The organism is Snodgrassella sp. CS2 (assembly GCF_050310315.1).
Lineage (GTDB): Bacteria > Pseudomonadota > Gammaproteobacteria > Burkholderiales > Neisseriaceae > Snodgrassella > Snodgrassella alvi_E.
In genome coordinates this window covers 322,227-346,406 of the sequence record NZ_JBNPBA010000002.1, presented here as the reverse complement: position 1 = coordinate 346,406, position 24,180 = coordinate 322,227, and the positions used below count along the sequence as shown (strand labels likewise).

Sequence of the window (24,180 nt, the reverse complement as noted above, 5' to 3'; positions counted from 1 at the left end):
TATTTAGCAGAAAAGATGTTATATTGCTTCATCCACAATCAAGAATAATCACGTGCTTCACCGTCTAATTATAATTGAAACGTTCCATCAGGTTTTTTTATGATCCGCATATATCTCTTCCAATTTTTTTTGGTCGAATTTTGTAATTCATCATTACCTTTTTCTATTGAAAAGAAACCAATAGAATAAAGAATATTAGCCTGAAAACGATAATTAAAATATAAACATTGCTGATTTTTTATATAATAGTTTTTTTTAGAGCTTAAATAATTTTTGCTCCAAAGCTCTCCTACTCCTGCTTGAAATACATATAAATACGAAATATCAAACTCTTTTATTCGCATAAAAAAATCCTCATTCGCAGGAATACTTATACAGGGCTGACCATCTTTTTTTAAAACGATATCTGGGGTATATCCCCTTATGCAACCGTTTATCAATATTACTAAAAAAATTAACAATAAATCGCGTAATAGATTTTTGTTCATTCTCCTTGTGTCCCTATGAATATCATACAGGTAATGTGCTATATTGCTTCAACCAAAATCAAGAATAATCACGTGCTTCACCATCTAATAATAATTGCAGCGTTCCATCAGGTTTTTTTATGATGCGCATATATCTTACCCAATCTTTCTTTGTAGACCTATGAATTTCATCATCTCCTTTTTCTATTGAGATGAATTCAACTGTATAAAATATATTTTCATGAAAATGATAATTAAAATCTAAGCATTGTTGATTTTTGACATAATATTGTGTTTCAGAATCTGAATAATTTTTTTTCCATAGGTATCCAACCCCTGTTTGAAATACATATAAGCTTAAAATATTAAATTCTTTTTTTCGCAAGAAAAAATCTTCATTCGCCGGAATACTAATGCAGGGCTGACCATCTTTTTTTAATACAATATCTGGAGTATAAAATATATTACTATGAATAATACATCCTGTTATTATCATTGAAACAAAAATAAATATCAGATTAAGTAAATACTTAAATTTTATCCACCTCATGTTTTTTCCTCGTTAAATCTTTAAATATGCCAAATTTTATGCCTTCAAATTCCTTTCCACAGAAACAAATTTTACTCAAAATATACAATAAAATTTAAAAAAGTAATTTTTATAAGAGTGTAACATTAAGTTTTTGCAACAGGGTATTAAATACTATACTTTAACTGTTAAGTTTTAAGTTATTATTTTATCTAAATAATACCCTTTTATCTTGTGGATTTTTTAGAAATAATTGCAAAGTATTTTCATACATTTTGAGCCAGTATTGCTGTACAAGCTGTTTATTTTTAGGAACGCTTCCTGTGTATATTTGATTAGTTTTTTCTCGCCAAAAATCGTAACCAAAATTTTTTAATATAAAATAGTCCGCAATAATGGAAGCTTGTTGTTCCATACCATAATCTGACAAGAGTTTGCCTTCTTCCAACCCATATTCGTAATTAGCCATTAAACTGAATGCGCCACGTATGGCTACCTGCATGCCCATCTGATATTGCCAAATATGAACCATTTCATGCATAAAAAAATGTTGATTAGAGTAGAGTTCCATTGAATAATCCTGTGAATAATATTTTTGCGGCCAGTATATTTCACCAAATGGTGTGATTGCATATTTACCTTGATTGGGCAACAAAGTGCCTTTTCGAACTCGTACTTGTGATAATACAATGGCGTTTTTAAACACGGAGGTAACCATATTTATTTCTCCTGGAGTTAACAGACGAGATTGGGACTTGATGTGATTACTTGCAGTTTCGTAAAAAAGATCTAATATTAACCCAGAAGCACCGCAACAACTTTGTGTCAGTAAGTTTGCCATCAGATTACCCCTCTATTGTTATGTAACATTCTAAATTCGAAAATTAGTTTTTCTGATTTATTTTTCATCCTATTCTAATTCAATCCAAGATATTTTTGGCTTGAATTTATCTTGATGAAATTAAATTTAGTGATAAATATCAAATTGAAATTATTTATAAAATGATATGCTTATTTGGTATAAAAAAAGCTATATTATTGTGTGATTGGAAGAATATTGAGTACTTTTGCTGATTCACTTTTCTATCATCTCAGTATTAATTTGGTAGAAACAAGGGATTATTTCTGCTAAAAAACATTTCGACAAAATGTTATTTTATGAATAGCAGCGCTACTGGAAAATTGTGCTAATTAGTTATATTTTAAAAAATTTTCACAAAAATCTTAGAAAAATAAGAAAGATTAAGCTGGAAACAGAATTGCGAATGTAAAATATAAAGATAGAGTTAAGCAAGAAAATAACTTTACTCAATAAATAAAATATTTATTCCAGCCCGCTTTTTTTCAAGCGTAAAGCATTCAGCAATACCGAGATGGAACTCATGGCCATGGCCGCACCTGCAATCACGGGGCTAAGCAAGCCGATGGCGGCTAGCGGAATGCCAAGTATATTGTAGAAAAAGGCAAAAAACAGATTCTGTTTGACGACTCGCACGGTAGCATGAGCTAAAGCCAGCGCATCGGCTACCTGTGTAACAGAGTGGCGCATTAGCGTAGCTGAAGCAGTATTAGTGGCGACATCAGCACCGCCATACATGGCAAAGCTTACATCGGCGGCAGCTAATGCGGGCGCATCGTTTATACCATCGCCTACCATGGCTACTACTTTACCCTGTTGCATAAGTTGGCGAACCGCTTCGGCTTTCGCGCGGGGATTCATTTCTGCATGATAATGATTAATACCCAGCTGCTTAGCAATGTATTCTACGACGCTGTGCTGGTCGCCGCTCATAATATAAATGTCAATATGTTGTTGTTTTAGGCGCTGAATAGCTTGAACGGTATCTTGTTTAAGTGCATCGGCTATAGCAAAAGCACCCTCTACTTTATCGTTGATAGCTACGACTACAATGCTGGCTATCCGCCAGATTTCCTGTTGTTTTAATTCTTCAGGGATGTTAAAGCTGCAATAAGCGGGATTGCCCACTTTGATTGTGCCATATCCCTCTATCTGTGCTTGTGTACCCTGCCCGATATCGCTATGGCTGTTGAAAGCCTTTAAAGTGGGCAATTGCTGCTTTTGTGCTGCTTGAATAATAGCCAGTGCCAGCGGATGGGTGGTGAGCTCTTCTACGGCTGCAGCCAGTTGCAGTATTTTTTGTTGGCTGTATTTACTTTCTGGCGCCTGCCATTGCGCAACTATTTGCGGTTGGCCGCTGGTTAAGGTACCGGTTTTATCCAGTACAACGGTGTCTACCTGACTGGTACGTTCGAGTGCGGTGGCATCTTTAAACCAGACACCATAGCGGGCAGAACGCCCCATGCCCACCATCATAGCAGCGGGTGTAGCCAGCCCCAGCGCACATGGGCAAGCAATAACCAATACTGCCACGCCGCGGGTAACAGCTTCGTTAATACCATTTCCCAACCACCAATTTAATAGAAAGGTTAATACAGCTATGGCAACTACAGTAGGAACAAATACCATGGATACTTTGTCTGCCAGCCGTGCAATTGGTGCTTTGCTTCCTTGAGCTTGTGCCAGCGCCTGTATCATGTCGCCCAGCAGGGTCTGGCTGCCTAGGGTCTGTACCTGATAGGTGATGCTGCCATTGCTGATAAGGGCACCAGCAAGGACTTTGTCTCCGGTTTGTTTTAATAAGGGTTTGGATTCGCCGGTAAGATAGCTTTCGTCGCACCACGCTTCACCACTGTGCACGAGGCCATCGGCAGCAATGCGATTACCGGCATTGGTTTGTAGAATGTCACCCGTTTGTATCTGGCTTAAAGGGACTTCTTGCCAGCCGTGTTCTGTCTGCTTGCGTACCATTTTCGGCGTAAGCTGCAATAACAAGCTCATGCTGTTGAGACTTTGTTTTTTGGTACGTTGTTCAAGATATTTTCCCAGTGAGACAAAGGCTATCACCATTACACTGGCTTCAAAATAGATATATTGATGGGCATGGCTTTGATGGTTAAAGAGCATAATGCTGGAGTACAACCAGATGGCTAGGGTACCTAAGGACACCAGTACATCCATATTGGCCACGCCACCTTGCAAGGATTTGATGGCACTGGTGTAAAATGGCCAAGCAAAGCCAAGCTGGATAATGGTGGCAAGGATAAACTGCCACATCGGCGGCAGCATCCAATGCTGACCTATTAACATGCCTAACATGCCGATGATAAAGGGGATGGCAATGAGCCAGATTATGCCCAGCCGCCACGATATACCGGTATGTTTACCAGAATTAGCCTCGGCCAGTGCATTGAGACTGCTTTCATTGGCTGGGGTTGCTTTGAAACCAGTTTTGGCCACCATTTGAACAATATCTTCTGTACTTAGCAGCCTGCTGTCAAAGCGGGTTTGTAATTCATCACTGGCAAAATTAACATCAGCAGTCTGTATACCCTGCTGCCGACGCAGTACTTTTTCTATGCGGTTGGCACAAGCCTGGCAATCCATACCCTCAATGGCAAAACGCGCTGAGGTTGTTTGAGAACTTTTTGTATGCAAGTTTTCTTCCATGGTATTAACCTTTATTTGCCCAACCGCTGAATTTAAAAATTAAACAACATCAAAACCGGCCGCTTCTACCGCAGCTTTTAGGGTATCAATATTGGTAAGGCTTTCATTAAAGCCTACATCGGCAAGACCAGTAGCAAAGTTAACGGCTACGGTTTCTACGCCAGGGCTGCCTTGAAGAGCTGAAGTAACACTTCTGGCACAGCCTTCACAAGTCATTCCGTCAATTTTAAACTGAACCATTTGCATGATTGTCTCCATAAAAAGTGGGTCTATAAAAAGTATTTTAGTAAAGCTTAAACCTTAACCCTGTGGTAAAGTCAAGTTTTATTCCGGTTTACCCATTTTATTAATTTGCTATGAATATCAGTACAGCAGAAAAATTGTCCGGCTTATCTAGCAAAACAATACGTGATTACGAAGCCGCTGGCTTAATTCGGCCACAGCGACAAAGTAATGGCTATCGCGATTACAGTGATGCAGATATTGCTACATTGAGTTTTATCCGCCATGCACGTGAAGTGGATTTTTCACTGGCACAGATTGCTGAGCTGCTGGCCTTACGCAATGATCCACTGCGTGCCAGTGCGGATGTGAAATCTTTGGTAGGTGAACATATCCAGCGCTTGAATAAAAAAATATCAGATTTGAATAATATGAAAGATACATTAGAAAGCTGGTATAACCGTTGTAAAGGCAATGATTCACCTAATTGTGCCATTATTGATGGTTTGGATAAGCGTGGCTGTGTGAAGTAGTAAAACTAATACGGTATCGCATTTCTGATTAAAATATTATAAACAGGTATTTGAAGTAACTAAAACTGTCTTTTTATTTAAAACCAGCTAAAATAGCCAATTTTGTGGCTATTTGCCTGCTTTATTGTTGCTATGCGTCTAACCCATATCAAACTTTCCGGCTTTAAATCTTTTGTTGATCCCACTACGATTGCCGTACCAGGAAAGCTGGTGGCTGTAATCGGGCCAAATGGTTGTGGAAAAAGCAATGTGATTGATGCCGTACGCTGGGTGCTGGGCGAAGCATCGGCCAGACAGCTGCGCGGTGAAAGCATGCAAGACGTGATTTTTAATGGTGCCAACACCCGCCGCCCTGCTCCGCGCGCCAGCGTGGAACTGGTATTTGACAATAGTGACGGCCAGCTTCAGGGAGCATGGGGACAATATGGTGAAGTGGCAATAAAACGCCAGCTCACAAGGCAAGGTGAGTCTACTTATTATATTAATAATCAAGTAGTACGCCGGCGCGATATTACAGATTTATTTTTAGGTACAGGGGTTGGAGCTCGTGGCTATGCGGTGATAGAACAAGGGATGATTTCACGCATAATCGAAGCAAGGCCAGAAGAACTTAGAGCGCATATTGAAGAAGCGGCAGGGGTTTCCAAGTACAAAGAACGCCGCCGCGAAACAGAAAACAGACTGGCAGACACACGCGAACACCTGCAACGACTGGCGGATTTACAAAGTGAGCTAGACAGGCAGGTAGAAAAATTACAACGACAGGCAAATACTGCACAACGCTATCAGGAACTAAAAGTACAGATAGCGGGTAAACAGGATTTATTTGATTACAGCCAATGGCAACAGGCACTGGCTCAAGCTGATGCTGCTACTACAATGTATCAACAGCATGACAATGCTCAGGAAACACTTCAACAGCATCTTGAGACACTTGAAGAAAACCTACAGCAATTGCGCGAACAGGAACAGCAGCAACAGCAACAGGTACGCGAAGCAGAAATGCAACGCGCCGGTCTGCGCGAACAGTGGGCGCGTCTGGAAGAACAGATCCGTCACCGGCGTGACTGGCAACAGCGCATGGCGCGAGAACAAGCACAGGCTCAATCAGAACTGCAACGATTGCATGAAGAAGACTGGCAACAGCAGGAGCAGCTCGAATCAGCCAATAGTGAATTGGAAGAACAGCAAATAGTGCGCGAAGAATGGGCTATGCAAGCTGCCGAGCATGAAGCACGTATGCCAGAGCTCGAAGAGTTAGCACATCTGGGTGAACGCACACGCCAGAATCAACAGAATGAGCTGGCGCGGCTGGAGCGTGAACTGGCAATTAAACAACAGCAACACCAGCATGCAAGCAGCAGTATTGCGCAGTTACAACAACGTCAGCAGCGGCTGGAAACAGAGCTGGCGCAGTTAGCCTTACCCTCTGAAGAAGAGATGGAGAAAACGCGGGACAATGCAGCTGAGCTGGAACAGGCAGTTGCAACACTGGAGGAAAACCTGCTGCAGTTTGAGCAGCAACGGGATAATGCCCAGCAAGCACTGGCACAGGCTCAACAACAGTATCGCCAGTTGGACAAACAGCAACTTACACTGAATGCTCAGGTGGAAGCGCTCACCGCTATGTTGCCGAAAGCAGAGCACTGCAACACGACAGCGTCAGAACATACTGATATTCCCTTGCTGTGGCAGCATATGCAGGTTGAACCACACTGGCAGCATGCAACCAGTGTAGCGCTGGGGCATAAAATTCAGGCTCATTACTGTAAACAGCTACAGCTAGACAATATCCAGACTGAGCACACGTCGGTATGGGTCAATCTAAACACCCCATCCGAAACATCACCCATTGCCAGCGATGCCTTGTTGCAGCATATTGAAGTAGAATCACCATTTAAAGAAGTATTGAATTTCTGGCTTCGGCAGGTGATATGCGCTGAATCTCTGCAAGCAGCCTTGCTCCGGCAAAAGGAGTTAGAGGTACATCAACTGATTGTTACTCCGGAAGGCCATTGCATCGATGCCATAAGCATTACTTTTTATGCTGAGGATAATGGTTCTAGTTTATTGCAACAGCAGCAACAATTACGTGAACTGCAACAAGCTTTTGTGGATATCGAGCAACCCTGCCAACAGGCACAAGAAGCCATGCAGCTGGCACAGCAAAATCTGGATAACACAGAAGCTCAACTATTACAGTGCCAGCATCAATTGAAACAGCAACAACAAAGCTGGCAGGCTGCCTCAGCACAGGCCACAGAATTGATTGCACGTACCAGCCAAGGGCAGCTTCGCCGGCAACATATTCAGCAGGAATGCGCCCAAATAAGCAATGAATTAACTCAACACCAACATATGCAGCAACAGGCACAAGCAGATGCCGAAAATCTGACACTAGCTATAGACCAATTGCGTCCCCAGCTAGAAAGCCATACGACCAACCAGCAGAACCAACAGCAGACCCTCAAACAAAGCCAGCTGGCGCTGCTAGAGGCACGAAGGCAACAAGGGCTGGTTGAAATGGCCATTGTGCGCCTACAGCAGCGAATCCAGAGTGCGTCGCAGGAGCGCCAACGGATTGCACGTGAGACCGAACGTTGGCAAGAACGCCAGAGCGAGCTGGCTCTTGGTATAGTTGACGAAGAATTAGAAGATGAACAGACTTTACAAACTGAAGAATTGAATGCACAGATTAATGTAGCCAATGAACGTTGTGCCGATGCTCAGCAACAGTTGCAACAACTTCAGCAGCAGTTACAACAGGGACAGCAACAACAACACACACTAAACAGCCGCTTACCACAACTACAGGCGGACACACAAAAAGCCCTACTCCGGCAACAGGAAGCCTTACTAAATGCCAAACGTTTTTATGAAACACTTCAACAGAATAAAGCCGATATAGATACATTGGCAGAACAATTTGCCCATACCCAAACAGAATCTAAGGATCTAAGCGAGCAAATCGCTACTCTTGCACAGAAAATCAATGCTTTGGGCGCTGTAAATCTGGCTGCATTACAGGAGTTGGAAGAAGCCCATGAACGAGCCCAGTACTATCAGCAGCAAACTGCTGATGTTCAGGCCGCCATAGCATTACTGGAAGAAGCCATCAGTACCATTGATGAAGAAACAAAATCCCGTTTTAAAACCACATTTGATGCAGTCAATCAAAAAGTACAAAGCTACTTTCCAACCTTGTTTGGTGGGGGCGAAGCACACTTGGATATGGTTGGCGATGACTTACTCAGCGCGGGCGTATCCATTATGGCGCGACCGCCTGGCAAGAAAAACAGCACTATTCATCTGCTTTCTGGTGGCGAAAAAGCTTTAACAGCTATGAGCCTTGTATTTGCTTTGTTCAGCCTTAATCCGGCACCATTCTGTTTACTGGATGAAGTAGATGCGCCATTGGACGATGCCAATACCAGCCGTTTCTGTCAGCTGGTACAACAAATGTCCGCACAAACCCAGTTTGTTTATATTTCCCATAATCGGCTAACCATGGAAATGGCCGAGCAACTGGTAGGCGTTACCATGCAGGAAAAAGGGGTCTCACGGATCGTGGAAGTTAACATCCGGCAGGCTTTGGATATGGCTGAAGCCTAGGCCAAAGAACAAATATCGATATCAGTACATTCATTCCTGTAAACAACTGCTTATAAACGGGGTTAAACCCGTGTGTTTTTTTATTATATTATAAAGGCCTTGAAAAAGCCTTTTACATTGAGTTCATATGCTATTGAATCTTTTATATCAATTTTTATGGTTGCTCGCCCCTCCTTTTTTACTCCGTTATTTGCGTCGACGTGCCAGACTGGCACCGGCTTATGCCCTAAATTGGGCTGAACGTTTTGGAAAACCTTATCCGAATGCGGTAAAAAACGCTATCTGGATTCATGTAGTATCAGTAGGAGAAACACGTGCCTCAATACAGTTTATTCACGCGTTGCAAAAGCGATTTCCAAATACTCCTCTTTTAATCACTCAGACTACGCCTACCGGCCGTGCAACTGTGCAACATTTTTTTCCTCAGGCACAGTGCCGTTACCTTCCCTATGATAAAAAATCGTGGGTAAAGCAGTTTATCCAAGACCATCAACCTTTATTTGGTGTGCTGATGGAAACAGAAATATGGCCAAATTTAATTAATATCTGTGCTAAAAATCGCATTCCTCTATTTATGGCTAATGCACGCTTATCAGAAAAATCATTACAAGGTTATCTGAAAGTGCGATCGCTGGTTGCTCCTGCTCTCAGCACCTTGACAGGCTGTTTTGCTCAGACAAATGCAGATGCCGAACGCTTGAAAAAAATTGGTGCAGCACATCTTAAAATATGTGGTAACACCAAGTATGATATTTCTCCAACCGAAGACATGTATGCTCTAGCACAGACATTCAAACAACGTATCGGCAACCGGCCTGTGGTGGTTTGTGCCAGTACCCGCTTTTACCATGGCAGCGACGAAGTACAATTATTGCTCGACGCTTGGGCAAAACAGAATACCGGCCATACATTACTGATCATCGTACCGCGCCATACAGAACGTTTTCAACCAGCTTTCGATTACGCAGAAAAACTTAATTTTATTACACAGAAACGTAGCGATAATCTAAATATTGCCCCAGAAACTCAGGTTTGGATTGGCGACAGTATAGGTGAGTTGTTTGCTTATTATATATGCGCCGATATCGCTTTTGTAGGAGGTAGTCTCGTTGACAGCGGCTGCCACAACATTATCGAACCCATCGCCTGCAACCTACCCACTTTATTTGGCCCATCTACGTATAATTTCGCTGATGCTGCACCAAAAGCGGTTGCTATCGGAGCAGCGCAACAAATCAGATCTGCAGAAGACTGGGCAACTACCTCATTAGCCTTACTTGCCAATCCACAGCAACGCCGATACATGTCGGAAAATGCAGAAGCTTTTATTAAACAACATCGCGGCGCCAGCGAAAGAATGGCGCAGGCCATTTTGGACAATCTTACGCTTACGGCCAATACCTCTCAGCACTGAGCCAAATATTGTATTTAAAGAGCTGCAAATTATAATCAATATATTAAATAAACCCTATAGCATATTTTTTATTTAATAAGTCAAGTACATTAATACTGATTTTATATTTGGAATCAATAACAAGACTGATTCAGATTAAATACACTTTTATTTTAATCATATATCTTAATTTTATATTGTTAAAGCCAAATCTTTTTTATAAGATCGGCTTGAAATTAAGCATATTAATTAACACGTATGTGAATGAATGGCACTGAATCAGGCTTAAAACTGTCTTTATATTCATCAAATACGATTAAAGGACTGTGATCTCCAACAATTACGATTTCAGTATCTTTAAATCCACCTCTTTTGATTTCATCAGCAAGTATCTGAAAAAACTGATGTTGTAAATTCAGATTCCGGCATGCTTCTTGTCGTCCATTAAATAAGGGCTGATGACAATCATAAGTATTTGCCCCCAGCATATCCTCTTCAGAATATGGATGATGAGTGTTTAATGTCAGCCAATAGATAAATGATTTACCTTGTGCATCCTTATTTGCGGCTGATACATCATGCACAATATTATAATCACAAGCTCCAGGAAATGAATAACAAAGTTTTATATTACTAAAATGTGGATAAAAATGCGCATTTTGTAATCCCATATGAGGATACCAATCTTTACGACTATACATTTTAGAAGATGAACCATGAAATGCTTGTATTGAATAGCCTTGCTTCTGCAATTTTACTGGAACACAATTTTCAAATTTTTCCCAGGGTCCAAGAGTAAAATTTAAACTCTTAGCTTTTAAATCACATAGCTCCCGTATTTCACCCAAAATAGTTTTGTTCAATGCAGGATTTTCGCCTTTTTCTATTACATTTATATTAGGCACTTTAAGCAAAGGTTCTATTATTGATAAATTAATTTTTTCGTGATTAGGTATAAAAACACCCCATGATTCATTTAGCACAAACAATATTTTTTTCGGTGGATGCTGCATATTTATCTGTTTCTGTAGCACCCCCCCATTTGGCCAATTATAAAATTCGGGTTTGATGTTTTTAAGCCAAAAAAACTGCATATTATATTTAAGATTTCGAATCGTTTCGTAATAACTTCCCCACCAACCTGTAGTCATGTAACGATCAGATAAATTTACACCACGATAATCGTAAATACTAATGACAAATAGTAAATATAATACAGATAAAGATGGAATCATTTCCGTTGAAGTCAAACGAACTAGGAATTTTAGAATTAAAAACAAGCTTAATATCAGATAACCAAAAAATAATCCCAAAATTAACCAGTATAATTTTGGAGCTTGTGGAATGAAATAAAGTAACTCAATAAATTCAGATAAATTTTCATAATGATAGAATTGTTTAATCCAATACAAAATGTCAAATATATAAATACAAATATAGGCAATAGTAAATAATATTATCGACCAGTTTTTTCTCAAACATAACAATGGAATAATCCAAACATATTCCAATACAACCACATATCGCTGCGAATGAATTAATACTTGAGATAACCAGAAAAGACCATTATTTATGATTAGATAAAAACCAACAAAAAACCATAACGACACCGGAAAATACCGTTTGAGTGCATGTATTACTTTAGAGAAATAGGGAAAATGGTTTGCAATACTCATTAATATTATTTACACCAGATTTAAACACTTTAACATAAAATGAAATTTTAATAATAATAATAACATAATTAAGTTAAAATTAAAATATTATTTAGATATTTACACTGCTTTAATTTTAATAACGATTAAATATTACGATATTGAATTTACTTAATTTAACTATTTTTTTACTGTCCTGCTTATCAATTTATGAACTAGATGAAATGCTGATATGTAATTTTAAAAATACTTAAATAAAGAATGATCTAAAAACTTTCTTTTTTCACTAGTCACCTTTAAAAGAAAAGATAAATCTTGTCGGAATATGGAGAATTTTTTAACACCTTCGCAGCTCCAATAAGGATAATGCAAGGCATTTATTATCCCATTCTTCATGCAAATAATTCTTGCCAATACCATATGTTTTAATTAAAAAGTGTTTTAGATAAAACTTCATAGTATATTTATTCATATTTGAAAGTAATTTTTAGATATTATATTTGTAAATATAGCCAAGAATATGTAATAAATTAATTAACTCTTACGTGAATAAATGGAACAGAATCAGGCTTAAAACTGTCTTTATATTTATCTAGAATAATAGGAGGGCTATGATCACCAACAATTACAATGTCAGTATCCTTAAATCCACCGGCTCTGATTTCATCAGCTAGTATCTGAAAAAATTGATGCTGCAGATTAAGATTTCGGCATGCTTCTTGCCTTCCATCAAATAACGGCTGTTGGCAATCGTAGTTATTTGCACTCAACATATCTTGTTCGGAATAAGGATGATGGGTGTTCAAGGTCAGCCAATAGATAAATGATTTATTTTGTACGCTCTTATTTGCTCGTGAAACATCATGCACGATATTATAATCACAAGCTCCAGGAAATGAATGACATTGCTTAATATTACTGAATTGCGGGAAAAAACGTGCATTTTGCAAACCCATATGCGGATACCAGTCTTTCCTATCATACATCTTAGCATAAGAGCCATGAAAAGCCTGCACGTCATACCCCTGTTTTTGTAATCTTACCGGAACACATTTTTTAAACTTATCAAACGGACCTAGTTTAAAATTGGAACTCTTGGCTTTTAAATCACATAATTCTCGCAGCTCCCCCATTATGGTACTGTGGAGAGCGGGATTTTCACCTTGAGCAATTAGTTGTACATTGGGTAAATTCAGCAATGGTGCTTTTACCGATGAATTAATATAGCCATGTTCAGGTACAAAAGTACCCCATGATTCATTTAAAATAAATAGTATTTTTTTGGGGGGATGCTCTAAGTTAATCTGTTTTTGTAATGCGCCACCATGTGGCCAATCATAAAATTCAGGCTTAAGCGTACCACGCCAAAAAAACTCATTGTTAAATTTTAGATTTTGAATGGTTTCATAATAACTACCCCACCAGCCGCGAGTTGCATATCGATCGGAAAGATTAACACCACGATAATCATAAAAAAATGAGAAAAAAATAAAATAGATTATAGCTAATGGCCAAATTGATTTTGCAGAAATTAGTCTGGAAAGGTATTTAAAAATTAAAAAAAGACTTATAGCCAGATAGAAAATAAATATTAAAATGAAAAGCCAGTACAGCTTAGGTGCATGTGGTAAAAAACGCAGTAATTCAATGAACTCGATGAAATTATCATAATGGTAAAATTGTTTTATCCAATACAAAATATCTAGAAAATAAATAGCACAATAAGCTACTGCAAACAAAATAAATGACCAACGTTTGCTTAGAAATAATAAAGGTAAAATCCAAATATATTCTAATACGATATTATACCTAGCAGAATATACAAAAATATGTGCCAACCAGAAAAAACCATTGTTTATCAAACAATAAAGTACTAGAAAAAGCCAAAAATGCAAAGAAAATCTAGTCCTTAATAAATTTATAAACTTTAAAAACGTTGGAAATTTTTTGTCGTAACTCATACAACTGATAAAAAAATTTTCTGAATTAAAAAAGAAATAAGCCGCTTTAGCGGCTTATTAAATATATCATAGCTATTAAATCAGGAAGGCTTTAGGAATATATTTGTTATCCAATGTAGTACTACCGGCATTTTTCTTCAATGAACCATTTTTTAATACGTCCAAAACCAGAGTTTTACTTTGTATAGCGGAAGAAACCTTAGAACCATTTACTTTATAAGTAATCGTGCATCCAGTTGCTGCATTAGCAGATAAACTACCTGTAGCTGCTGAACCACCTATTTCTGCTTGACCATATTTGCCTATTTGCCTGTCCATTTTAACATCAAGAGTATTGTTGTCACCTGACATACAATTATTATTCTGTAAATTATCGATAACTTGGGTTTTCAGCCCCGCAGATAAGCTTGAAGCTTCAGAAGCCTGAGAGCGAGCAATGTAGTCAGAATAAGCAGGTACTGCGATGGCTGCCAAAATACCAATAATCGCAATAACAATCATCAATTCGATTAATGTAAAACCTTTTTGGAATGCTTTCATTATGAGTCTCCAGTTAAAACAGTGAATAACCTAATTACACATTAGAGCATATAGCAAATATCATGCCATAACCAATATTTAACATTTTTTATCATTTATTAAGCAAAGATGATTATCTGTAGATTAGCTTAATATTTGGAATGTTCGAACATTATTTGTCCTAAAAAACTAACTACTAAATATAAAATTTTTAGATATCAAATCAATTCAATTAAATAAAAAACAGAAATATTTTCAAGACTAAGTAATTGATAAAGCAATTTTATTTAAAATCGTAAATATACTTACAATATCAAACATTTTTTCTTCCGGTTGAACTAACTTAAACCAGGAATTAAACCAAAAATAAATTAGCACAATTAGTGTTTTCTTGGCTTAAATTGTATTAATGTTTCACAAGATATTGATAACTTAATGCTATCCTAACAATTTTTTTTAAATTAATTATTGAATCAAAGCCTTGGGAAGATATTTTGTATCAATTGTACCGTTATTAAATTTTAAAGTGCCGTTGGCAAGTACATCCAATATCATATAACGGTTAATTAATACAGAGGAAGCTTTTTGTGAATATACAGTGTATTTAATTTGGCATCCTGTTTGAGCGCTTGCTGAATTTTGAACATTACTCAATGGAAATTCAGTATTAATTTCTGCAATACCATATCTACCTGTATAACGATATTCAGATTGATTCTGAGCCCTACAGCGTTGGTGCTGCATATTATCTAAAACCTGAGCTTTCAAATTTCCAGCTAAATTAACACCTTCGGCTAATTGAGCACGAGCGCTATAGTCTGCATATAAAGGCACCGCAATAGCTGCCAAAATACCAATTACAGTGATCGCAATCATTATTTCAATTAGTGTAAAGCCTTTAGCTTGTAATTTATTCATAATATATTTGATTAGATGAATGAATTTTTCTAAATATTCATAATATTGAAAATATTTATTAAATGATATTATATTTTATAATAACTTTCATAAACTATTTATATTTAAACTTGTCTGTAATTTAGCTATTGATATTTTTAGTCATTGATTACCTTATAATTGATTTAATTTTATATCTTGGTAAATCATAAACTTATATGGCAGAAAATATAAGTTATGTCTTATTTTAAGCTAATCACACTGAAATTTTTACAGATAAAATTTTTTCATATACGCGCATACGGCTTCCAGCATGGCCAGCTGATCTGTTGTGTGCCCCATTTCTGCTTCTGCATTAATGTAATCAACCTGTCTCTGCGCGGCCCAGACTGATAATGAACCATCATCGCGTACTGTCTGATTATTCTGCAAAACCACATTGAAATTATGGCCGGCAAAAAAATTAAAGGCTTGTGCACTTGTTACATAAAAAAAATCGTGCGGGTTTTTGTCTGGGCTAATGGCTATCTGACTCACGTCTTGAGCCATGGAGTTACCCGGCATATAGTTTCTTACGGACAGTCCGGCAGTGTGTGTGTTATGCACTGCAATAATCAGTTTTTTCTGGCTTAAATACTGTTGCAGGAAATTTTCAGCCGCCTCACTCAGCTGCTGCAAAATTAGTGCGCAGTTGCCTTTACTACATTTTAATGCTGCTTTTCGTCCGTTTGCAGTAAAAATTCTATTTGGGTCAAAGTGAAAGCTGAACTGCTGATTACGGATGATGATTTCGCGGCTGCCGCCATGGCGCAAATCCAATAAACATCCTTGCTGAATCTGATTTAAGGTAATCAATGCAGTGCGTCGAGCAGTTTCTTCATTATCATGAATGTGTATCCATGTGATATCCGGCCAAGGCGTACCTGTACAAGTTTCGTAGGCAGGTATAGTAATAACTGTATTAGCAGGAGGAGAATTGTCTATAGCTGCAGTTTCCGCGTATACGGGTAGCGCTATGGATAATGCGGTCCATAACGCAGCGTATTGATAAAAATGGATAATTTTTTTCTTCATTTTGTTTACCATATGATTTTATTACATTTTATTTTTTGTATTAGCTGTTTATAGACTTCTATTTTTATTCTTTAAAAAGATGTGTACTAGCCCTACTGAAATTAAGTAGTGCATAGTTTGCTTTTAGAAATTTACTAAGTAATTTGATGTTAACTTCTAATCAGCTTACATTTTGAATTTAAGGTGTCAATTTTTGTCACTTTCAACTGATTTGTGTAACTAAAAGCAAGTATTATTATGTATAGGTATGAATTTGTAGTTTTTAGTTAGTTAAAGATGGTTTTAATTGAAAGTAATAACAAGATTAATTATCATTCACATCTTTAACAAATTATAAACTCTTTCTGTATTGTATGTCTCAGTCTCCTTTCCCTTCTTTCAAACTGGCTTTATTACCTTTACTCTTTTCCGGCGGTATGGCGCATGCACAGGATGGTGCCAAACTTGATGATATTTATGTCACAGCCGAACAGCAAGTTAAACAATCACTTGGTGTATCAAAAATTGATAGTCTAGATATTGAACGCAGACCACCGGTGAATGACATTTCTGAGCTGGTACGGACAATGCCGGGGGTTAATCTTACTGGCAATACTGCATCTGGCCAGCATGGTAATAAACGGCAAATTGATATTCGTGGAATGGGGCCGGAAAACACCCTGATTATGATTGATGGCCGCCCAGTAACCTCACGCAACAGTGCACGCATGAGCTGGCGCGGTGAGCGCGACACCATCGGCGACAGTGACTGGGTGCCGACAGCTGAAATACAGTCTATAGAGGTAATCCGTGGTCCGGCTGCGGCTCGTTATGGTTCGGGTGCTGCCGGTGGGGTGGTGAATATTGTGACAAAAAAAGTCAGTAATGAATACCACGGTGCTATTAACGCATTTATGAATCTGCCAGCCGATAAAGAAGAAGGCGATACCCATCGGATAGGTTTTGATTTAACTGGACCTATAATTAAGGATGTGCTGGGGTTTCGCCTTTATGGCAATTTAATTGGTAATACCATGAAAAATACCATGCTCAGAAAAGGCTTAACAATATTTTGAAAAATTGCCTACTGAGCGCTGCCGCACAGCTCCATAGGCCGCTTTCCTGGCTTTGCTTCCAGATGTATGCTATTCTGCTCCTGCAGCTAATGGATCACCGCAAACAGGTTACTCGCCTGGGGATTCCCTTTCGACCCGAGCATCCGTATGATACTCATGCTCGATTATTATTATTATAGAAGCCCCCATGAATAAATCGCTCATCATTTTCGGCATCGTCAACATAACCTCGGACAGTTTCTCCGATGGAGGCCGGTATCTGGCGCCAGACGCAGCCATTGCGCAGGCGCGTAAGCTGATGGCCGAGGGGGCAGATGTGATCGACCTCGGTCCGGCATCCAGCAATCCCGACGCCGCGCCTGTTTCGTCCGACACAGAAATCGCGCGTATCGCGCCGGTGCTGGACGCGCTCAAGGCAGATGGCATTCCCGTCTCGCTCGACAGTTATCAACCCGCGACGCAAGCCTATGCCTTGTCGCGTGGTGTGGCCTATCTCAATGATATTCGCGGTTTTCCAGACGCTGCGTTCTATCCGCAATTGGCGAAATCATCTGCCAAACTCGTCGTTATGCATTCGGTGCAAGACGGGCAGGCAGATCGGCGCGAGGCACCCGCTGGCGACATCATGGATCACATTGCGGCGTTCTTTGACGCGCGCATCGCGGCGCTGACGGGTGCCGGTATCAAACGCAACCGCCTTGTCCTTGATCCCGGCATGGGGTTTTTTCTGGGGGCTGCTCCCGAAACCTCGCTCTCGGTGCTGGCGCGGTTCGATGAATTGCGGCTGCGCTTCGATTTGCCGGTGCTTCTGTCTGTTTCGCGCAAATCCTTTCTGCGCGCGCTCACAGGCCGTGGTCCGGGGGATGTCGGGGCCGCGACACTCGCTGCAGAGCTTGCCGCCGCCGCAGGTGGAGCTGACTTCATCCGCACACACGAGCCGCGCCCCTTGCGCGACGGGCTGGCGGTATTGGCGGCGCTGAAAGAAACCGCAAGAATTCGTTAACTGCACATTCGGGATATTTCTCTATATTCGCGCTTCATCAGAAAACTGAAGGAACCTCCATTGAATCGAACTAATATTTTTTTTGGTGAATCGCATTCTGACTGGTTGCCTGTCAGAGGCGGAGAATCTGGTGATTTTGTTTTTCGACGTGGTGACGGGCATGCCTTCGCGAAAATCGCACCTGCTTCCCGCCGCGGTGAGCTCGCTGGAGAGCGTGACCGCCTCATTTGGCTCAAAGGTCGAGGTGTGGCTTGCCCCGAGGTCATCAACTGGCAGGAGGAACAGGAGGGTGCATGCTTGGTGATAACGGCAATTCCGGGAGTACCGGCGGCTGATCTGTCTGGAGCGGATTTGCTCAAAGCGTGGCCGTCAATGGGGCAGCAACTTGGCGCTGTTCACAGCCTATCGGTTGATCAATGTCCGTTTGAGCGCAGGCTGTCGCGAATGTTCGGACGCGCCGTTGATGTGGTGTCCCGCAATGCCGTCAATCCCGACTTCTTACCGGACGAGGACAAGAGTACGCCGCAGCTCGATCTTTTGGCTCGTGTCGAACGAGAGCTACCGGTGCGGCTCGACCAAGAGCGCACCGATATGGTTGTTTGCCATGGTGATCCCTGCATGCCGAACTTCATGGTGGACCCTAAAACTCTTCAATGCACGGGTCTGATCGACCTTGGGCGGCTCGGAACAGCAGATCGCTATGCCGATTTGGCACTCATGATTGCTAACGCCGAAGAGAACTGGGCAGCGCCAGATGAAGCAGAGCGCGCCTTCGCTGTCCTATTCAATGTATTGGGGATCGAAGCCCCCGACCGCGAACGCCTTGCCTTCTATCTGCGATTGGACCCTCTGACTTGGGGTTGATGTTCATGCCGCCTGTTTTTCCTGCTCATTGGCACGTTTCGCAACCTGTTCTCATTGCGGACACCTTTTCCAGCCTCGTTTGGAAAGTTTCATTGCCAGACGGGACTCCTGCAATCGTCAAGGGATTGAAACCTATAAAAGACATTGCTGATGAACTGCGCGGGGCCGACTATCTGGTATGGCGCAATGGGAGGGGAGCAGTCCGGTTGCTCGGTCGTGAGAACAATCTGATGTTGCTCGAATATGCCGGGGAGCGAATGCTCTCTCACATCGTTGCCGAGCACGGCGACTACCAGGCGACCGAAATTGCAGCGGAACTAATGGCGAAGCTGTATGCCGCATCTGAGGAACCCCTGCCTTCTGCCCTTCTCCCGATCCGGGATCGCTTTGCAGCTTTGTTTCAGCGGGCGCGCGATGATCAAAACGCAGGTTGTCAAACTGACTACGTCCACGCGGCGATTATAGCCGATCAAATGATGAGCAATGCCTCGGAACTGCGTGGGCTACATGGCGATCTGCATCATGAAAACATCATGTTCTCCAGTCGCGGCTGGCTGGTGATAGATCCCGTCGGTCTGGTCGGTGAAGTGGGCTTTGGCGCCGCCAATATGTTCTACGATCCGGCTGACAGAGACGACCTTTGTCTCGATCCTAGACGCATTGCACAGATGGCGGACGCATTCTCTCGTGCGCTGGACGTCGATCCGCGTCGCCTGCTCGACCAGGCGTACGCTTATGGGTGCCTTTCCGCAGCTTGGAACGCGGATGGAGAAGAGGAGCAACGCGATCTAGCTATCGCGGCCGCGATCAAGCAGGTGCGACAGACGTCATACTAGATATCAAGCGACTTCTCCTATCCCCTGGGAACACATCAATCTCACCGGAGAATATCGCTGGCCAAAGCCTTAGCGTAGGATTCCGCCCCTTCCCGCAAACGACCCCGACCCGCGCCACGGCCCACGAGCGGACGCCGCAGCAGGAGCGCCAGAAGGCCGCCAGAGAGGCCGAGCGCGGCCGTGAGGCTTGGACGCTAGGGCAGGGCATGAAAAAGCCCGTAGCGGGCTGCTACGGGCGTCTGACGCGGTGGAAAGGGGGAGGGGATGTTGTCTACATGGCTCTGCTGTAGTGAGTGGGTTGCGCTCCGGCAGCGGTCCTGATCAATCGTCACCCTTTCTCGGTCCTTCAACGTTCCTGACAACGAGCCTCCTTTTCGCCAATCCATCGACAATCACCGCGAGTCCCTGCTCGAACGCTGCGTCCGGACCGGCTTCGTCGAAGGCGTCTATCGCGGCCCGCAACAGCGGCGAGAGCGGAGCCTGTTCAACGGTGCCGCCGCGCTCGCCGGCATCGCTGTCGCCGGCCTGCTCCTCAAGCACGGCCCCAACAGTGAAGTAGCTGATTGTCATCAGCGCATTGACGGCGTCCCCGGCCGAAAAACCCGCCTCGCAGAGGAAGCGAAGCTGCGCGTCGGCCGTTTCCATCTGCGGTGCGCCCGGTCGCGTGCCGGCATGGATGCGCGCGCCATCGCGGTAGGCGAGCAGCGCCTGCCTGAAGCTGCGGGCATTCCCGATCAGAAATGAGCGCCAGTCGTCGTCGGCTCTCGGCACCGAATGCGTATGATTCTCCGCCAGCATGGCTTCGGCCAGTGCGTCGAGCAGCGCCCGCTTGTTCCTGAAGTGCCAGTAAAGCGCCGGCTGCTGACCCCCCAACCGTTCCGCCAGTTTGCGTGTCGTCAGACCGTCTACGCCGACCTCGTTCAACAGGTCCAGGGCGGCACGGATCACTGTATTCGGCTGCAACTTTGTCATGCTTGACACTTTATCACTGATAAATATAATATGTCCACCAACTTATCAGTGATAAAGAATCCGCGCGTTCAATCGGACCAGCGGAGGCTGGTCCGGAGGCCAGACGTGAAACCCAACAGACCCCTGATCGTAATTCTGAGCACTGTCGCGCTCGACGCTGTCGGCATCGGCCTGATTATGCCGGTGCTGCCGGGCCTCCTGCGCGATCTGGTTCACTCGAACGACGTCACCGCCCACTATGGCATTCTGCTGGCGCTGTATGCGTTGATGCAATTTGCCTGCGCACCTGTGCTGGGCGCGCTGTCGGATCGTTTCGGGCGGCGGCCGGTCTTGCTCGTCTCGCTGGCCGGCGCTGCTGTCGACTACGCCATCATGGCGACGGCGCCTTTCCTTTGGGTTCTCTATATCGGGCGGATCGTGGCCGGCATCACCGGGGCGACTGGGGCGGTAGCCGGCGCTTATATTGCCGATATCACTGATGGCGATGAGCGCGCGCGGCACTTCGGCTTCATGAGCGCCTGTTTCGGGTTCGGGATGGTCGCGGGACCTGTGCTCGGTGGGCTGATGGGCGGTTTCTCCCCCCACGCTCCGTTCTTCGCCGCGGCAGCCTTGAACGGCCTCAATTTCCTGACGGGCTGTTTCCTTTTGCCGGAGTCGCACAAAGGCGAACGCCGGCCGTTACGCCGGGAGGCTCTCAACCCGCTCGCTTCGTTCCGGTGGGCCCGGGGCATGACCGTCGTCGCCGCCCTGATGGCGGTCTTCTTCATCATGCAACTTGTCGGACAGGTGCCGGCCGCGCTTTGGGTCATTTTCGGCGAGGATCGCTTTCACTGGGACGCGACCACGATCGGCATTTCGCTTGCCGCATTTGGCATTCTGCATTCACTCGCCCAGGCAATGATCACCGGCCCTGTAGCCGCCCGGCTCGGCGAAAGGCGGGCACTCATGCTCGGAATGATTGCCGACGGCACAGGCTACATCCTGCTTGCCTTCGCGACACGGGGATGGATGGCGTTCCCGATCATGGTCCTGCTTGCTTCGGGTGGCATCGGAATGCCGGCGCTGCAAGCAATGTTGTCCAGGCAGGTGGATGAGGAACGTCAGGGGCAGCTGCAAGGCTCACTGGCGGCGCTCACCAGCCTGACCTCGATCGTCGGACCCCTCCTCTTCACGGCGATCTATGCGGCTTCTATAACAACGTGGAACGGGTGGGCATGGATTGCAGGCGCTGCCCTCTACTTGCTCTGCCTGCCGGCGCTGCGTCGCGGGCTTTGGAGCGGCGCAGGGCAACGAGCCGATCGCTGATAGAGGTTTATAAAATTCTTGAAGACGAAAGGGCCTCGTGATACGCCTATTTTTATAGGTTAATGTCATGATAATAATGGTTTCTTAGACGTCAGGTGGCACTTTTCGGGGAAATGTGCGCGGAACCCCTATTTGTTTATTTTTCTAAATACATTCAAATATGTATCCGCTCATGAGACAATAACCCTGATAAATGCTTCAATAATATTGAAAAAGGAAGAGTATGAGTATTCAACATTTCCGTGTCGCCCTTATTCCCTTTTTTGCGGCATTTTGCCTTCCTGTTTTTGCTCACCCAGAAACGCTGGTGAAAGTAAAAGATGCTGAAGATCAGTTGGGTGCACGAGTGGGTTACATCGAACTGGATCTCAACAGCGGTAAGATCCTTGAGAGTTTTCGCCCCGAAGAACGTTTTCCAATGATGAGCACTTTTAAAGTTCTGCTATGTGGTGCGGTATTATCCCGTGTTGACGCCGGGCAAGAGCAACTCGGTCGCCGCATACACTATTCTCAGAATGACTTGGTTGAGTACTCACCAGTCACAGAAAAGCATCTTACGGATGGCATGACAGTAAGAGAATTATGCAGTGCTGCCATAACCATGAGTGATAACACTGCGGCCAACTTACTTCTGACAACGATCGGAGGACCGAAGGAGCTAACCGCTTTTTTGCACAACATGGGGGATCAAGTAACTCGCCTTGATCGTTGGGAACCGGAGCTGAATGAAGCCATACCAAACGACGAGCGTGACACCACGATGCCTGCAGCAATGGCAACAACGTTGCGCAAACTATTAACTGGCGAACTACTTACTCTAGCTTCCCGGCAACAATTAATAGACTGGATGGAGGCGGATAAAGTTGCAGGACCACTTCTGCGCTCGGCCCTTCCGGCTGGCTGGTTTATTGCTGATAAATCTGGAGCCGGTGAGCGTGGGTCTCGCGGTATCATTGCAGCACTGGGGCCAGATGGTAAGCCCTCCCGTATCGTAGTTATCTACACGACGGGGAGTCAGGCAACTATGGATGAACGAAATAGACAGATCGCTGAGATAGGTGCCTCACTGATTAAGCATTGGTAACTGTCAGACCAAGTTTACTCATATATACTTTAGATTGATTTAAAACTTCATTTTTAATTTAAAAGGATCTAGGTGAAGATCCTTTTTGATAATCTCATGACCAAAATCCCTTAACGTGAGTTTTCGTTCCACTGAGCGTCAGACCCCGAAACCGCGACGCTTACAGCTGAAAGCGACCAGGTGCTCGGCGTGGCAAGACTCGCAGCGAACCCGTAGAAAGCCATGCTCCAGCCGCCCGCATTGGAGAAATTCTTCAAATTCCCGTTGCACATAGCCCGGCAATTCCTTTCCCTGCTCTGCCATAAGCGCAGCGAATGCCGGGTAATACTCGTCAACGATCTGATAGAGAAGGGTTTGCTCGGGTCGGTGGCTCTGGTAACGACCAGTATCCCGATCCCGGCTGGCCGTCCTGGCCGCCACATGAGGCATGTTCCGCGTCCTTGCAATACTGTGTTTACATACAGTCTATCGCTTAGCGGAAAGTTCTTTTACCCTCAGCCGAAATGCCTGCCGTTGCTAGACATTGCCAGCCAGTGCCCGTCACTCCCGTACTAACTGTCACGAACCCCTGCAATAACTGTCACGCCCCCCTGCAATAACTGTCACGAACCCCTGCAATAACTGTCACGCCCCCCTGCAATAACTGTCACGAACCCCTGCAATAACTGTC

Annotated in this window: 20 protein-coding genes and 1 pseudogene; 9 read left to right on the top strand and 12 right to left on the bottom strand. The window is 43.4% G+C overall.

Annotated elements, in window-relative coordinates:
- Nucleotides 1-68: 68 nt before the first annotated feature.
- The 5 genes from ACQP6D_RS05310 to ACQP6D_RS05290 form a co-directional block, all read right to left on the bottom strand.
- On the bottom strand, nucleotides 69-488 hold the full coding sequence (locus ACQP6D_RS05310) for a putative T6SS immunity periplasmic lipoprotein (protein WP_427857626.1): 420 nt from the start codon (nucleotides 486-488) through the stop codon (nucleotides 69-71).
- A gap of 58 nt (nucleotides 489-546) precedes the next feature.
- The gene (locus ACQP6D_RS05305) at nucleotides 547-1,017 is read right to left on the bottom strand and encodes a putative T6SS immunity periplasmic lipoprotein (RefSeq protein WP_427857625.1); all 471 of its coding nucleotides are present in this window, start codon (nucleotides 1,015-1,017) and stop codon (nucleotides 547-549) included.
- 187 nt (nucleotides 1,018-1,204) lie between these two features.
- The gene (locus tag ACQP6D_RS05300) at nucleotides 1,205-1,837 is read right to left on the bottom strand and encodes a hypothetical protein (protein WP_427857624.1); all 633 of its coding nucleotides are present in this window, start codon (nucleotides 1,835-1,837) and stop codon (nucleotides 1,205-1,207) included.
- Nucleotides 1,838-2,320: 483 nt separating this feature from the next.
- The gene (locus tag ACQP6D_RS05295; protein ID WP_427857623.1) at nucleotides 2,321-4,525 is read right to left on the bottom strand and encodes a heavy metal translocating P-type ATPase; all 2,205 of its coding nucleotides are present in this window, start codon (nucleotides 4,523-4,525) and stop codon (nucleotides 2,321-2,323) included.
- Between the two features lie 39 nt (nucleotides 4,526-4,564).
- The gene (locus ACQP6D_RS05290; RefSeq protein WP_100151661.1) at nucleotides 4,565-4,771 is read right to left on the bottom strand and encodes a heavy-metal-associated domain-containing protein; all 207 of its coding nucleotides are present in this window, start codon (nucleotides 4,769-4,771) and stop codon (nucleotides 4,565-4,567) included.
- 110 nt (nucleotides 4,772-4,881) lie between these two features.
- On the opposite strand from ACQP6D_RS05290, the gene ACQP6D_RS05285 reads away from it, so the two are divergent.
- The 3 genes from ACQP6D_RS05285 (at nucleotide 4,882) to waaA (ending at nucleotide 10,306) form a co-directional block, all read left to right on the top strand.
- Entirely contained in the window at nucleotides 4,882-5,280 is a 399-nt protein-coding gene (locus ACQP6D_RS05285) for a MerR family DNA-binding protein (protein WP_367418785.1), read from the top strand.
- 132 nt (nucleotides 5,281-5,412) lie between these two features.
- Nucleotides 5,413-8,892, top strand: a complete 3,480-nt coding sequence (gene smc, locus ACQP6D_RS05280; RefSeq protein WP_427857622.1) for a chromosome segregation protein SMC — start codon at nucleotides 5,413-5,415, stop codon at nucleotides 8,890-8,892.
- 127 nt (nucleotides 8,893-9,019) lie between these two features.
- Nucleotides 9,020-10,306 (top strand): lipid IV(A) 3-deoxy-D-manno-octulosonic acid transferase, encoded by a 1,287-nt coding sequence (gene waaA, locus ACQP6D_RS05275; RefSeq protein WP_427857621.1) that lies wholly within the window; start codon nucleotides 9,020-9,022, stop codon nucleotides 10,304-10,306.
- A gap of 224 nt (nucleotides 10,307-10,530) precedes the next feature.
- Here waaA and ACQP6D_RS05270 read toward each other — a convergent pair whose 3' ends face one another.
- The 5 genes from ACQP6D_RS05270 to ACQP6D_RS05250 all read right to left on the bottom strand — a co-directional run bounded on the left by ACQP6D_RS05270 (nucleotide 10,531) and on the right by ACQP6D_RS05250 (nucleotide 16,391).
- Entirely contained in the window at nucleotides 10,531-11,895 is a 1,365-nt protein-coding gene (locus tag ACQP6D_RS05270; protein ID WP_427857620.1) for a sulfatase-like hydrolase/transferase, read from the bottom strand.
- Nucleotides 11,896-12,470: 575 nt separating this feature from the next.
- Entirely contained in the window at nucleotides 12,471-13,778 is a 1,308-nt protein-coding gene (locus ACQP6D_RS05265) for a sulfatase-like hydrolase/transferase (protein WP_427857619.1), read from the bottom strand.
- Nucleotides 13,779-13,976: 198 nt separating this feature from the next.
- Nucleotides 13,977-14,441 (bottom strand): pilin, encoded by a 465-nt coding sequence (locus ACQP6D_RS05260; RefSeq protein WP_427857618.1) that lies wholly within the window; start codon nucleotides 14,439-14,441, stop codon nucleotides 13,977-13,979.
- Nucleotides 14,442-14,885: 444 nt separating this feature from the next.
- Nucleotides 14,886-15,338 (bottom strand): pilin, encoded by a 453-nt coding sequence (locus ACQP6D_RS05255; protein WP_427857617.1) that lies wholly within the window; start codon nucleotides 15,336-15,338, stop codon nucleotides 14,886-14,888.
- 249 nt (nucleotides 15,339-15,587) lie between these two features.
- A complete protein-coding gene (locus ACQP6D_RS05250) occupies nucleotides 15,588-16,391 on the bottom strand; it encodes a hypothetical protein (RefSeq protein ID WP_427857616.1) in 804 nt (267 codons plus the stop codon).
- Nucleotides 16,392-16,744: 353 nt separating this feature from the next.
- On the opposite strand from ACQP6D_RS05250, the gene ACQP6D_RS05245 reads away from it, so the two are divergent.
- The 4 genes from ACQP6D_RS05245 (at nucleotide 16,745) to ACQP6D_RS05230 (ending at nucleotide 20,149) form a co-directional block, all read left to right on the top strand.
- Nucleotides 16,745-17,446: a TonB-dependent receptor plug domain-containing protein gene (locus ACQP6D_RS05245; protein ID WP_427857615.1), complete on the top strand. Its 702-nt coding sequence runs from the start codon at nucleotides 16,745-16,747 to the stop codon at nucleotides 17,444-17,446.
- 187 nt (nucleotides 17,447-17,633) lie between these two features.
- Entirely contained in the window at nucleotides 17,634-18,449 is an 816-nt protein-coding gene (sul2, locus tag ACQP6D_RS05240; RefSeq protein ID WP_001043260.1) for a sulfonamide-resistant dihydropteroate synthase Sul2, read from the top strand.
- A gap of 60 nt (nucleotides 18,450-18,509) precedes the next feature.
- Nucleotides 18,510-19,313, top strand: coding sequence for an aminoglycoside O-phosphotransferase APH(3'')-Ib (gene aph(3'')-Ib / locus ACQP6D_RS05235; RefSeq protein WP_001082319.1), 804 nt, complete (start codon nucleotides 18,510-18,512; stop codon nucleotides 19,311-19,313).
- On the top strand, nucleotides 19,313-20,149 hold the full coding sequence (locus ACQP6D_RS05230) for an aminoglycoside O-phosphotransferase APH(6)-Id (protein ID WP_000480972.1): 837 nt from the start codon (nucleotides 19,313-19,315) through the stop codon (nucleotides 20,147-20,149). The genes aph(3'')-Ib and ACQP6D_RS05230 overlap by 1 nt, the downstream gene beginning before the upstream one ends.
- Nucleotides 20,150-20,470: 321 nt before the next feature.
- Here ACQP6D_RS05230 and tetR(A) read toward each other — a convergent pair whose 3' ends face one another.
- Nucleotides 20,471-21,121, bottom strand: coding sequence for a tetracycline resistance transcriptional repressor TetR(A) (gene tetR(A) / locus ACQP6D_RS05225; protein ID WP_427857614.1), 651 nt, complete (start codon nucleotides 21,119-21,121; stop codon nucleotides 20,471-20,473).
- Between the two features lie 105 nt (nucleotides 21,122-21,226).
- Here tetR(A) and tet(A) point away from each other — a divergent pair, with 105 nt between their 5' ends.
- Nucleotides 21,227-22,426: a tetracycline efflux MFS transporter Tet(A) gene (gene tet(A), locus ACQP6D_RS05220; protein ID WP_000804064.1), complete on the top strand. Its 1,200-nt coding sequence runs from the start codon at nucleotides 21,227-21,229 to the stop codon at nucleotides 22,424-22,426.
- A 223-nt stretch (nucleotides 22,427-22,649) separates the two neighbouring features.
- Nucleotides 22,650-23,510, top strand: coding sequence for a TEM family class A beta-lactamase (gene blaTEM, locus ACQP6D_RS05215; protein WP_427857613.1), 861 nt, complete (start codon nucleotides 22,650-22,652; stop codon nucleotides 23,508-23,510).
- Between the two features lie 147 nt (nucleotides 23,511-23,657).
- On the opposite strand, the pseudogene ACQP6D_RS05210 reads toward blaTEM, so the two are convergent.
- Nucleotides 23,658-23,939 (bottom strand): annotated as a pseudogene (locus tag ACQP6D_RS05210) (IS91 family transposase); the annotation flags it as partial.
- Nucleotides 23,940-24,180 lie beyond the last annotated feature (241 nt).

What these genes read in the sequence shown, in the direction of transcription:
- ACQP6D_RS05255 (WP_427857617.1), bottom strand. Translation starts at nt 15,338, where the DNA reads ATGAATAAATTACAAGCTAAAGGCTTTACACTAATTGAAATAATGATT.
- ACQP6D_RS05305 (WP_427857625.1), bottom strand. Translation starts at nt 1,017, where the DNA reads ATGAGGTGGATAAAATTTAAGTATTTACTTAATCTGATATTTATTTTT.
- ACQP6D_RS05300 (WP_427857624.1), bottom strand. Translation starts at nt 1,837, where the DNA reads ATGGCAAACTTACTGACACAAAGTTGTTGCGGTGCTTCTGGGTTAATA.
- ACQP6D_RS05245 (WP_427857615.1), top strand. Translation starts at nt 16,745, where the DNA reads ATGTCTCAGTCTCCTTTCCCTTCTTTCAAACTGGCTTTATTACCTTTA.
- ACQP6D_RS05290 (WP_100151661.1), bottom strand. Translation starts at nt 4,771, where the DNA reads ATGCAAATGGTTCAGTTTAAAATTGACGGAATGACTTGTGAAGGCTGT.
- waaA (WP_427857621.1), top strand. Translation starts at nt 9,020, where the DNA reads ATGCTATTGAATCTTTTATATCAATTTTTATGGTTGCTCGCCCCTCCT.
- ACQP6D_RS05230 (WP_000480972.1), top strand. Translation starts at nt 19,313, where the DNA reads ATGTTCATGCCGCCTGTTTTTCCTGCTCATTGGCACGTTTCGCAACCT.
- smc (WP_427857622.1), top strand. Translation starts at nt 5,413, where the DNA reads ATGCGTCTAACCCATATCAAACTTTCCGGCTTTAAATCTTTTGTTGAT.
- ACQP6D_RS05310 (WP_427857626.1), bottom strand. Translation starts at nt 488, where the DNA reads ATGAACAAAAATCTATTACGCGATTTATTGTTAATTTTTTTAGTAATA.
- ACQP6D_RS05260 (WP_427857618.1), bottom strand. Translation starts at nt 14,441, where the DNA reads ATGAAAGCATTCCAAAAAGGTTTTACATTAATCGAATTGATGATTGTT.
- ACQP6D_RS05295 (WP_427857623.1), bottom strand. Translation starts at nt 4,525, where the DNA reads ATGGAAGAAAACTTGCATACAAAAAGTTCTCAAACAACCTCAGCGCGT.
- sul2 (WP_001043260.1), top strand. Translation starts at nt 17,634, where the DNA reads ATGAATAAATCGCTCATCATTTTCGGCATCGTCAACATAACCTCGGAC.
- ACQP6D_RS05250 (WP_427857616.1), bottom strand. Translation starts at nt 16,391, where the DNA reads ATGAAGAAAAAAATTATCCATTTTTATCAATACGCTGCGTTATGGACC.
- ACQP6D_RS05285 (WP_367418785.1), top strand. Translation starts at nt 4,882, where the DNA reads ATGAATATCAGTACAGCAGAAAAATTGTCCGGCTTATCTAGCAAAACA.
- blaTEM (WP_427857613.1), top strand. Translation starts at nt 22,650, where the DNA reads ATGAGTATTCAACATTTCCGTGTCGCCCTTATTCCCTTTTTTGCGGCA.